The organism is Leucogemmata humicola (genome assembly GCF_055379415.1).
On the sequence record NZ_AP040875.1, the window covers coordinates 3155065 to 3166892 of the forward strand.

The 11828-nt window shown below is 63.2% G+C and carries 10 protein-coding genes; all 10 read left to right on the forward strand.

Going from position 1 to position 11828, the window contains the following annotated elements; all coding sequences use genetic code 11:
• Positions 1–30: 30 nt before the first annotated feature.
• Positions 31–375: a helix-turn-helix domain-containing protein gene (locus AC6H4Z_RS13150; RefSeq protein ID WP_497542421.1), complete on the forward strand. Its 345-nt coding sequence runs from the start codon at positions 31–33 to the stop codon at positions 373–375.
• Positions 372–1652, forward strand: a complete 1281-nt coding sequence (locus AC6H4Z_RS13155; RefSeq protein ID WP_497542422.1) for a type II toxin-antitoxin system HipA family toxin — start codon at positions 372–374, stop codon at positions 1650–1652. The genes AC6H4Z_RS13150 and AC6H4Z_RS13155 overlap by 4 nt, the downstream gene beginning before the upstream one ends.
• A gap of 96 nt (positions 1653–1748) precedes the next feature.
• On the forward strand, positions 1749–2996 hold the full coding sequence (icd, locus tag AC6H4Z_RS13160) for an isocitrate dehydrogenase (NADP(+)) (protein ID WP_497542423.1): 1248 nt from the start codon (positions 1749–1751) through the stop codon (positions 2994–2996).
• A 38-nt stretch (positions 2997–3034) separates the two neighbouring features.
• Positions 3035–4513, forward strand: a complete 1479-nt coding sequence (locus tag AC6H4Z_RS13165) for a leucyl aminopeptidase (RefSeq protein ID WP_497542424.1) — start codon at positions 3035–3037, stop codon at positions 4511–4513.
• Between the two features lie 1951 nt (positions 4514–6464).
• Positions 6465–7325, forward strand: a complete 861-nt coding sequence (locus tag AC6H4Z_RS13170) for a YicC/YloC family endoribonuclease (RefSeq protein ID WP_497542425.1) — start codon at positions 6465–6467, stop codon at positions 7323–7325.
• On the forward strand, positions 7322–7969 hold the full coding sequence (gene gmk, locus AC6H4Z_RS13175; RefSeq protein WP_497542426.1) for a guanylate kinase: 648 nt from the start codon (positions 7322–7324) through the stop codon (positions 7967–7969). The genes AC6H4Z_RS13170 and gmk overlap by 4 nt, the downstream gene beginning before the upstream one ends.
• Positions 7970–7973: 4 nt before the next feature.
• Entirely contained in the window at positions 7974–8183 is a 210-nt protein-coding gene (locus tag AC6H4Z_RS13180) for a DNA-directed RNA polymerase subunit omega (protein WP_497542427.1), read from the forward strand.
• 95 nt (positions 8184–8278) lie between these two features.
• Positions 8279–9493, forward strand: a complete 1215-nt coding sequence (gene coaBC / locus AC6H4Z_RS13185) for a bifunctional phosphopantothenoylcysteine decarboxylase/phosphopantothenate--cysteine ligase CoaBC (protein WP_497542428.1) — start codon at positions 8279–8281, stop codon at positions 9491–9493.
• Positions 9483–10463 (forward strand): uracil-DNA glycosylase, encoded by a 981-nt coding sequence (locus tag AC6H4Z_RS13190; RefSeq protein WP_497542429.1) that lies wholly within the window; start codon positions 9483–9485, stop codon positions 10461–10463. The genes coaBC and AC6H4Z_RS13190 overlap by 11 nt, the downstream gene beginning before the upstream one ends.
• The gene (gene dnaB, locus AC6H4Z_RS13195) at positions 10414–11811 is read left to right on the forward strand and encodes a replicative DNA helicase (RefSeq protein ID WP_497542430.1); all 1398 of its coding nucleotides are present in this window, start codon (positions 10414–10416) and stop codon (positions 11809–11811) included. Before AC6H4Z_RS13190 ends, dnaB begins: the two co-directional genes overlap by 50 nt.
• Positions 11812–11828 lie beyond the last annotated feature (17 nt).

Here is an 11828-nt window from a genome sequence, read left to right on the forward strand (position 1 = left end):
TTCTAAAGAAAAGATATATACTGTTATTTTATGCCACGGAAGACACCGCTTCTCCCGCTCGCAGTCCGGCGCGCGCTCAAGCAGCTTGGCGCCGACTGCAAGCTCGCTCGCAAGCGACGCCGACTCACCACGGCCATGGTCGCCGAGCGTGCGCAGATCTCGGCGCCCACGCTGCGGCGCGTCGAGCGAGGAGACGCGTCGGTCAGTCTTGGCGTTTACGCAACGGTACTCTGGGTTTTGGGGCTGAGCGACCGCCTCGAGCGCCTCGCGGCCACGGAGACAGACACCGTTGGACTGAGCCTCGAGGATGAGCGGCTTCCGCAGCGGGTGTCCTCTGGCCGCCGGTCACGTAGCACGACGAAACCCGACCAATGACCGAGCCGGCCGCATACGTGTACATCGACCTGGGCGGCCACAGTCGGCCGGTCGGCCGCCTTTGGGCACGGCGCGATCGGAATCGCGAGCGGGCATCGTTCGAATTCGATCCCACGTGGCTCGCCGACCCGATTCATCACGCCCTGGGGCCTGCACTTCCGCCGCAGGAAGGCGCGTTTCACACCGCGGAAGGCCGAGCGCTCTTCGGCGCGCTCGGCGACTCAGCGCCTGATCGCTGGGGGCGACGCCTCATCACGCGAAACGAAGCACGCCGCGCAAAGGCAGCGGGGCGAACGCCACGCGCACCGCGAGAGATCGACTTTCTACTCGGCGTAACAGATGTCGTGCGCCAGGGCGCACTGCGCTTTCGCGCCGCTCCTGATGGTCCGTTCGTCGCGGCCGTGGACGTCGGCGATCCGGCGGCTCACGTGCCCCCACTGATCGAGCTCCCAGCGCTGCTCGGCGCTGCGAACGCACTCTCGGACGACCCAGACTCAGTCGAAGCCGATGCGGCCGTTCGGCTGTTGCTGGCACCAGGATCGTCGTTGGGGGGCGCGCGACCGAAGGCGTCGGTCCGCGACGTCGACGATTCGCTCGCCATCGCAAAATTTCCGGACAGGACCGACGACTTCGATGTGATCCGCTGGGAACGGGCCATGTTGCTGCTTGCTGAGCGTGCGGGCATCACCGTCTGCCAGACTCGACTCGAGTCGGTTGACGATGCGGCAGTTCTCGTCGTCAAACGGTTTGATCGGCGCGGAGAAGAGCGCGTTCCGTTCCTCTCGGCGATGAGTCTTCTGGATGCGGCCGATGGCGAGCAGCGAAGCTATGTCGAGATCTTCGACGCGCTGCGACAGGTCGCGAGTTCCGCCTCGAGCGACGGCCAGCAACTCTGGCGTCGGCTCGCGTTCAACATTCTCGCATCGAACTTCGACGACCATCTCCGGAACCATGCGGTGCTGTACGATGGCGCCGGGTGGCGTCTCTCGCCGGCGTACGACTTGAACCCCGTGCCGGCGCACATCAAGCCGCGCGAGCTTTCGACGCCGATCACGCTCGATGGTGATCCCACGGCATCGATCGAGTTGGCGGTCGAGTCGGCTCACGAATTCCTGCTCAGTGTCGCGGACGCACGGCGCATCGCCTCGGAGATTGCGGTCATGGTGCGGACGTGGCGAACCGTTTCGCGCGACGTCGGCGTTCGACGCGACGACGTCGACCGAATTGCCACCGCGTTCGAGCATCGCGACGTCGAGTTGGCGGCATCGTGGGGATGACGGCACGTCCACAGTGCCGGCCTCGGCTTGCCGCGCCATTCAGCGACCGATAGCTTTCGCGACCAAATCGAGCCCTCATCTACCGCAGCTAACATCATGGCCACATATCGTTTCGCCACCGTTCCAACCACCGGTGAGCGAATCACGTACGAGAACGGCATCCTCGGCGTCCCGAACAATCCAATCATTCCGTACGTCGAAGGCGACGGCACCGGCGCGGACATCTGGCGCGCCTCAGTCCGTGTTTTCGACGCCGCGATCGAAAAAGCGTTCAACGGCGAGAAACGCGTCGCGTGGATGGAAGTGTTCGCCGGCGAAAAGGCATTCACGCAGTACGGTGACTGGCTTCCGCAGGAAACCGTGGACGCGATGGCCGAGTTTCGTGTGTCGATCAAGGGACCGCTCACGACTCCGGTCGGCGGCGGTATTCGATCGCTCAACGTGACGCTGCGCCAGGTGCTCGATCTGTACGCGTGCATTCGGCCCGTCCGGTATTTCGAGGGCGTCGGCAGCCCGATGAAGAATCCAGAAAAGCTCAACATCGTCGTCTTCCGCGAGAACACCGAAGACGTCTACGCGGGCATCGAATGGAAGGCGGGATCGCCTGAAGCCGAAGAGCTCCGCGCGTTCATCGCGCAGAAGTTCGGCAAGGAGATGCGCGAAGGTTCGGCTATCGGCATCAAGCCGATGTCGGCGTTCGGCTCGAAGCGCCTGATCGACATGTCGATTCGGTACGCGCTCAAGCACTGCCTGCCTTCCGTGACGCTCATGCACAAGGGCAACATCATGAAGTTCACCGAAGGCGCGTTCCGCGATTGGGGCTACGAAGTCGCGCGCGACCGTTTCGGCGATTCTGTGGTGACGGAGAACGACTTGGGGAAGGGTGGCACTGGCGCGCGCGCCGATGCTGTCCTCATCAAGGATCGCATTGCCGACTCGATGTTCCAGCAGCTGCTGTTGCGCCCCGATGAGTATTCTGTCATTGCGACGCCAAACCTCAACGGCGACTACGTGTCGGACGCCGCGGCTGCGCAGGTCGGCGGTCTTGGTATCGCGCCGGGCGGCAACGTCGGCGATGGCGTCGCCGTGTTCGAGGCGACGCATGGCACGGCGCCCAAGTATGCCAATCTCGACAAGATCAACCCGGGCTCAGTGATTCTCTCCGGCGTGATGATGTTCGAGTACATGGGCTGGAACGAGGTCTCGAAGCTGATCGTGAACGGTCTGGAGAATGCGATCAAGGCGCGGCGCGTGACGTACGATCTCGCGCGTCAGATGCCCGGAGCTACCGAGGTCTCGACGTCGGCGTTCGCCGACCAGATCATCAAGGGAATGTCCGCCTGATACGTCGCCTTCGGGCGACCGCACCCTTTCGTCAACTCATGCCGATTTCGCTGAACGTCGCTGCGCCCGATCTCGCCGGGCTCGATACTCCGTTGCTTGTCGTCGCGCTCCCGAGCGCGCCGACACTGACCGGCGAGTTGGCAGCCGTCGACTCGTTGACCGGAGGGGCGCTCGGTCGGGCATTGGCGCGGCGCGACTTTCGCGGAGGTCGCGACGAAACGCTGCACCTGTCCGGTGGATCGACGGGAACGCTGCGAGTGTTGCTGGTTGGCATGGGTTCGACATCCGACCGTATCACCGCGCTTCGACGCGCCGGCGCAATCTCCGGCCGCCAGGGCAACCGGCTCGGCGTCGGTCGTTTGTCGTTCTTTGCGGGCACGCTGACGAGCAGCGAAGTCGAAGCGATCGGACTGGGCCTCATCGCTGGTTCGTGGGACTTTAAAGAACTCAAAACGCCGCCGTCGGCAGACGAAGAGCGCGCTCCGCTGGCGTCAGCGACGATTCTCGTCAGCGACGCCACTGCAGGCGCCGAGGGTTTACGCGCCGCGGTGGCCATCGGCGAAGGACATTCGCTGGCTCGTCGCCTCGGCATGTTGCCTGGCAACATCTGTACGCCGGACTATCTCGCCGATACGGCGCGCGATATCGCGAAGCGCTTGAAAATGCTCGTTACGACCCTCGATCGCGCAGCGATGGAGCGTGAGAAGATGGGGTCGTTCCTGTGCGTTGCGCAGGGCACCACGCAGGACCCGAAGCTGATCATGCTCGAGTACCACGGTGGACCGAAGGGCGCCAAGCCCATCGTGCTCGTGGGAAAGGGCCTGTGCTTCGACAGCGGCGGCATTTCGATCAAGCCGGCGCAGGGCATGGAGTGGATGAAGTTCGACATGTGCGGCGCTGCCGGCGTGTTAGGCGCAATGGAAGCCATCGGCCGACTGGAACTTCCGATCAACGTCGTGGGTCTCATTGGCGCAACGACGAACATGCCGTCGGGTGAGGCGGTGAAGCCGGGCGATGTCGTCCAGGCGTCGAACGGAAAGTTCATCGAGATCATCAACACGGACGCCGAAGGACGTCTGGTGCTCGCCGACGTGCTGGTGTTTGCAAAGCGCTTGTCGCCGGCCGCGGTGATCGACGCTGCTACCTTGACCGGTGCGTGCGTGATTGCGCTCGGGCACACCGCCACGGGCGTGATGGGCACCGATGACGCGCTGGTGCAGGAAGTGCTCGATGCAGGCAAGCGTTCCGGCGAACCAGGATGGCCGCTGCCGCTGTGGGACGACTACAAAGAGCTCATTAAATCAGACGTTGCTGACATCAAGAACTCGGGCGGTCGGCCGGCGGGCACCATTACGGCCGCGCTGTTCCTGAAGGAGTTCGCTGAAGGATATCCATGGGTGCATCTCGACATTGCTGGAACGGCGTACACGGAATCGGACCTCGGCACGGTGCCGCGCGGCCCGACCGGAATACCCGTTGGCACCTTCGTGGAATTCGCACGAGCGCGCGCGCGCTGACGACCGCCGTGCGGCTCGCGCGCATCTCTGGGCTGTGGAATGGCCTCGGCCTGCTACTGGTCGGGGCCGTTTTAGTCCATCCACTCGGTGCGCAGGTGCGCGATACCGTCAGCAAGCGTCGCGACTCGAGCGCACTAGCTATTCCGATTCCGCCGGGCGCGGACTCGCTGCTGCGCGATAGCCTGGCGAAGCGCGACCTCGAGAGAAAGCGCGATACGGTCAAGGCGCCGATCACGCACTCGGAGATTCCCGTCGAAATCGGGATTGCTCACAAGCTTCGCTGGACTCGCGATTCGATCTACACCACCGGTGCGATCACCGTCGCCGACCTCCTGACACGCGTTCAGGGGGTGTCCATCTACAACGCGGGATGGCTCGCGGCGCCTTCGACGGCAGCATACCTCGGAGATTTCCGCGCGGTCCGCGTGTTCTTCGACGGCTTCGAGATGCCGGCGCTCGACCCTCGAAGCGGCGGCGTGCTAGATCTGACGCAAGTGAATATCTGGGGCGCCGAGGAAGTGGTGATCGAACAGGCGCCGGAGGAGATTCGCGTCTATATCCGCAGTTGGCGCGTCCGCTCGACCACAGCCGTGACGCGCACCGACGTGAGTACCGGGGATCAGCAGACGAATCTCTATCGCGGCTACTTCGGCAAGCGGTACAGCGGGGGAGGCAGCCTGCAATTCGGCGCGCAACAGTACGGCACCACGCCGCCGAACATCTTTGGCAATAGCAGCGATCAGTTGGCGCTGATGGCACGCATTGGCTGGGCGAACAAGTACCTCAGTGTCGATGCGTTCGCGACGCACAACGGCCGGCACCGCGGCGACATTTTCGGCGATCGCCTGAATAATCAGTTCATCGACACGTTGCCGACGCTCGAATCGAGTCGCACGGATGCGTACCTGCGCGTAGGCAGCGGGGACCCTGACACCAGTCTCGTCTGGGCGCAGGTGATGGCTGTGGGGTCGAACTACAAGTACACGGGTATTCGGAATCCCATCATCATTCCGAAGACCCACGCGGAATCGCTTCTCGCCATCGTCTCGCTCGACACGACCGTCGCGAGGACGCAGTACATCGCCACTGCCGGCATCGGGCGCGGTCCGTTTCGACTCAGCGCAACGGAACGACTGTACTCCGGCTCGAATCAGACGATCTCGATTCCGTCTGTCCGCGCCGCCTTCAACATGCGCGCACTAATCATCTCGGCGCGTGCCGAGGCAAACGGTGTCGATTCGGTTTCACGAGCAGATGTGACCGCGCAGTTCACGCCCCTTTCCTTCGTGAGCCTCATTGGATCGGCCGGTTCCGCAAAGAGCACGCGGAATCGGGACACAACATTCAGAACGGACTATTTCCGAGCTGAAGCTGGGTTGCGGCTGCTCAACCTCTGGCTCGTCGGCGGAATTCTCAAACGCGACAGCACGGTGCTTTCGGGCCCCATCGTCTTCGACACGCTCTTCCGCAACCAATTCGGAGGTTCGGCGACGGGCCTGACGGCTGGAGTTCGCGGGCAAGTGTGGCGGCTGATTCACACCGATCTGTCGGCGATTCGTTGGAACGACTCTGGGTTTTACCGCCCGAGGTACCAGACCCGGAGCGAGGTCTCGATCAAGACCAACCTGCTTCGCCAGTTTCCGACGGGCGACTTTGGTCTGCTGTTTTCAGCGGTGCACGAGTACCGATCCGGCGTTCTCTTTCCGGTCACCGGAGTGCCGGCGTTGCTTGCGGCGCCCGGGTACCGCACGATCTCGACGCTGCTCGAGATTCGGATTCTGAGCGCGACTGTTTCATGGCAGTTCCGCAATCTTCTGGGAGAACGGTACGCACAAGTTCCGTTCTTTATCATGCCTCGACAGACGAACTTCTACGGCGTCCGCTGGGAGTTCTATAATTGACAAATGTCGTTGTCGTTTCATAGGTTAGCCTCCGGCATATGATAAAAAGCATGACGGGCTTCGGGGCGGCGGAAGGCGACGTTGGCGGCGCACGAGTCTCGGTCGAGATTCGCTCCGTCAACCATCGCTTTTTCAATCCCTCCATCAAGCTCCCGAGCCCGTTGAGCAAGTGGGAAGGCGACGTCCGCGAGGTCCTTCGCAAGGGCGTCGCGCGCGGACACGTGACGCTTTTCGCGCGCGTGGAGCGGCCGGAATCCGAGGGCGGCCGGATCGACGAACAGCGCTTTGGTGCGTACGTCGAACAGCTTCGCCAACTGCAGACGCGCTTCGGTTTGGTGGATACGTTGGACGTCGGAACAGTGCTCCGTATGCCCGACGTTCTCGCCACGAACGAGGCGCAGGACGAAGGCACGTCGGCGGAACTCGTCGCGATCGTCGAGCGTGCGGTGGTCGCCCTGGACACCATGCGAAGCGGTGAAGGCTCGCGGTTGTCGACCTACCTGACCGAGCGACTCGGCATGATCGAGCAGGCCGTGAATCGCATTGGCGAACGCGCGCCGCAGCGACTCGTGGAACAGCGAGATCGCGTACGCGCGACCATCGCCGAACTCGCGGCGGGTGTTGCGCTCGACGACCAGCGAATCGCGCAGGAAGTGGCCATCCTCGCCGACAGGCTCGATGTTGGCGAAGAGATCAGCCGATTCCACTCGCACTTCGCCGCGTTCCGCACGACGCTCGCTTCTCCGTCGCCAGAGGGCGTAGGCAAGCGCTTGGGCTTCTTGCTCCAGGAATTACTTCGCGAAGCGAATACCACCGGCAGTAAGGCCAACGACGCGGCGATGCTCGAGGATGTGATTCTGATCAAGGAGGAGTTGGAGCGAATCCGCGAGCAGGTGGAGAACCTCGAGTGAATCCGTTCCCGATCATCCTGTCGGCGCCGTCGGGTGGCGGGAAAACGACGATCGCCAAGCGCTTGCTCGCCTCCCGATCGGACCTTGGCTACTCGATTTCGTGCACCACGAGAAGCCCGCGCGGGACCGAGCAAGATGGGGTGGACTACTACTTCCTGACCCGCGAAGAGTTTTTGTCCCGCCGCACCAAGGGGGACTTCGCCGAATCGGCCGAGGTCCACGGTAACCTGTACGGCACGCTTCGAACGGAGATCGACCGAGTTTTGCAGTCTGGGAGGCACGTCGTCATGGATATCGACGTCCAGGGCGCCCGCCAGATGGCTCAGGCCTTTCCCGAGTCGGTCATGGTGTTCGTCTTGCCGCCATCGGGGCAGGTGCTGCTGGATCGGCTGAAAAACCGCAAAACGGAGTCCCCCCAACAGCTTGCCGCTCGATTACATTCCGCTTTGTACGAATTGCGAGCCGTCGAGGAGTACGAGTATGTGGTCGTGAACGACGACCTCGACCAAGCAGTTCAGCGGGTCGGCAGCATCATCGACGCCGAGGTCGTTAGCCGAGAACGCGTTTCCGGTCTGCGACTTCAGGTTGAGACACTGATCGGCCGGTTGGAACGAGAAATCGAATTTCCCTCGAAAACGAGCTGAGTCCATGCGAGTCTTTACGCCGGGCGAGATTGCAAATCACGCAGCGAACAAATACCTCGGGGTGCTGGTTGCCGCGAAGTACGCGCGTGTCCTCAATGAGTTTCCCCGCGACCGTTCGTCGTCGCGCGAGAAGAAGCTGACCACGCGTTCGCTCGAAGAGCTAGCCAAGGGCGACATCGTGTACCACGTCGTTCCGCGTCGACGCGCCGAGTAGCGTTCCGCGTCAGGTCCCCGGCGGTGCGTTTGTGTCCGCCGCCGGTGTGGATAGCTCCCTCCAGCCGCTAGCCGAGAGCCGCTCGCGCCCAAGCTATGCATCCTCTTCGGCCCTACTCCGGCGAACACATTCTCCTCGGCGTCACCGGGGGGATTGCCAGCTACAAATCCGCCTGGCTCGCGCGTCTGCTCACCAAAGCTGGCGCTAGCGTCGACGTCGTGATGACGCCGGCAGCCACGGAGTTCGTTGGCGCAATCACGTTCGAGGCACTCACCGGACGCCCTGTTCATACAGGGTTGTTCGACGCCGGGCGCGCGCTCGATCACATCAAGCTCGCGCGGGCCGCGTCAGCGATTGTCGTCGCACCGGCAACCGCGGACTTTCTCGCTCGCGCCGCCGCCGGTCAGGCGGACGATTTGCTCTCCGCGTGCCTGCTCGCGGCGACCTGTCCGGTCCTGCTCGTTCCCGCGATGAACGATCACATGTGGGCTCACCCGCAGACGCAGCGAAACGTCGCGCACCTGCGGGAGCTCGGGTATCAGATCGTCGATCCGGACGACGGCATGCTCGCCGCGGGCGAAGGGGCGGGTCCGGGCCGTATGCCAGAACCAGAAGTACTATTTGCTCATGTCGGACGATTGCTCGAGCGCGGCGACGGGTTGCGCGGCAAGCGTGTGCTGATCACGGCTGGTCCGACGCGCGAGCCAATCGATCCGGTTCGGTTCATCTCGAATCACAGCAGCGGCAAGATGGGTGTGGCGCTGGCCGCTGCGGCGTGGCGTCGTGGGGCGAGCGTCGACCTCGTGGCGGGTCCACTGAGTGTTGCCGCTCCGCCAGGCGTCACGATCGAATCGGTCGAGTCGACGGCTGACATGGCGGCGGCAGTTGGGCGGTTGCTCCCGCAGGCGGATATTCTCGTCATGGCGGCGGCGCCGGCCGATTTTCGCCCCGCGACGCCGGCCAATGCAAAGATCAAGAAAACGGCGTCGCCCGAGCCGCTCTCGCTTGCAGCGACGCCGGATATTCTGCTGACGACGAAAGGCGCGCGCCGCTCTGGCGCCGTGGTTGTCGGCTTCGCGCTCGAGACCAACGACGCAGTCGCTAGCGGCCGCAAGAAACTCGAGGCGAAAGATCTCGACATGATCGTCGTGAACGACGCGACCGAAGAGGGTGCGGGCTTTGGTGTCGACACGAACCGCGTCACACTGCTCGTGCGCGGCGGTGATGACGAGCGCCTTCCTTTGATGCCAAAGACTGACGTTGCCGACGCCATTCTCGACCGCGTGGAGAGACTGATTAGTGGACGCTAGAGAACAGCTGCGCCGGTATCTCGAGCAACGTCGCGACATGGGCGAGACGGAACTCGTGCTCGACAGCATGTCGGTGGACGACGTGCTGCGGATCGTTGGCGGAAAGGGAGAGGCCGCGGGCGGGAAGCGCGAGCAGCGCGCCGCAGAGGCGCCGCGCGACGCACAACCAACGCGCGCCGTCGATACTGCGCGCGAAATTCCACCCGCGCGCGAAGTACCGTCGCCACGTGAAAGCGCCATTGGCGAAGTCGATTGGCGCGAGGCGCTTCGGGCGACCGGCGCCGGTCCCGGCTTCACGAAGCCAATCACTCCTGCCCCCGCAATCACCGAGAGTCCTGCCGCAATGACGCCACGGCCCGACGCTGCTCCCTCGCTTCCTGCCTCGCGCGTTCTGCTTCCCGCCGGCTCCGACACGCTCGACGCGATCGCGAAAGAAGTCGCCGGATGCCAGCGATGCCCGCTCTATGCAACGGCGACCAATCCGGTGCCAGGCGAGGGCGATCCAAACGCCGATTTGATGTGCGTGGGCGAAGCACCGGGTGCCACCGAGGATGAAACGGGGCGGCCGTTTGTTGGCGCGGCCGGACAACTGCTCACAAAAATTCTCGAAGCGATTGATTTGCCTCGCGAGAAGGTTTTCATCTGCAACGTTTTGAAGCATCGGCCGCCCGGAAACCGCAATCCAGCGCCCGATGAGGTTACTGCGTGCAGTCCGTATCTCGTTCGGCAAATCCAGATTGTTCGTCCAAAAGTGATCATCGCGTGGGGCACGTTCGCGGCGCAGACGCTGCTTGACAGCAAGGTCCCGATCGGCAAGTTGCGTGGCCAGGTTCACAAGTATTACGGTGTTCCGTTGATCGTGACCTACCACCCCGCCGCGCTTCTCAGGAATCCGGCTTGGAAGAGACCCACCTGGGAAGATGTCCAGCTTGCCCGCCGAATACTCGATAGCCCCAGCGCTGGGGCGTGATCCATACCGCGATCGGCGTCCGCCGTATTCCGAAGACGCCGAACAGGCGGTGCTCTCGGCAATGCTGATCGACCAGGACGCGGTGATGCGTGCCGTCGAGCATGTCGACGACACGATGTTCTACGCGGAAAAGCATCGCCGGATCTTTCGCGCGATGGTCTCGGTCACCGAGCGCGGCAGCGTCGTCGATCCGCTCACGATCTCCGAAGAACTTTCTCGGCGCAGTGAGCTCGAAGCGTCTGGCGGCAAGGAATATCTCGGCTTTCTCGTCGACGTCGTACCGACGTCGGCGAACATCGAGTATCACGCGCGCATCGTTCGCGAAAAGGCGATTCTCCGCCGCCTCATCGAAGTGTCCACGGCCATCGTCGCCGAGGCGTTCGAGGGAAAGAGCACCGCGACCGAACTGCTCGATGAAGCCGAGTCGAAGATTTTCCAGGTCAGCCAGCAGCAGACCAAGGACGGCTTCACGCGCATCAAGGAGCTGCTCTGGCCCACGATGGAGCGCATCGAAGCGCTGCAGCGCGGCGGCAAGACGGTCACCGGTGTGGCGAGCGGTTTCACGGATCTCGACGAAATGACGTCCGGCTTCCAGCCGGCGGATCTGGTCATCGTCGCGGCGCGTCCGTCGATGGGCAAGACGGCGTTCACGCTCAACATCGCGCAGCACGCGGCAATCGAGCACAACACGCCCGTCGCCTTCTTCTCGCTCGAAATGAGCAAGGAATCCCTCGTTCAGAGAATGCTCACGTCCGAAGCGCGCATCGACGCGCAGCGGTTGCGTAAGGGCATGCTGCGCGACGACGACTTCCCGCGTCTCGCGCGCGCCGCCGGCATTCTCAGTTCCGCGCCAGTGTGGATCGACGACACGCCAGGCATCACGCTTCTCGAGATGCGCTCGAAGGCACGTCGCCTCAAGACGGATTCTGGCGTCGGCATGGTAATCGTCGACTACCTGCAACTCATGCAGGGGCCGGCGAACTCCGAGAATCGCCAGCAGGAAGTCAGTCAGATTTCGCGCGGACTCAAGGCGCTCGCGAAAGAGTTGAATGTGCCAGTGATTGCACTGTCGCAGCTCTCGCGCGCACCGGAACAGCGCTCGGGCGACGACAAGGGTCGTCCGCAGCTCTCCGATCTTCGTGAATCGGGCGCCATCGAGCAGGACGCCGATCTGATCATGTTCCTCTATCGGCCCGAGATTTACTTCGGCCAGGTCGATAAAGACGGCAACTCCCTCGAGGGAAAAGCCGAAGTGATCGTCGGAAAGCAGCGAAACGGTCCGATCGGCAACGTGAATCTGTTCTTCCAAAAGCAGTTCACGCGCTTCGAGAACCTCTCGCAGCGATAGGCGCTCCGCGCGCTCGC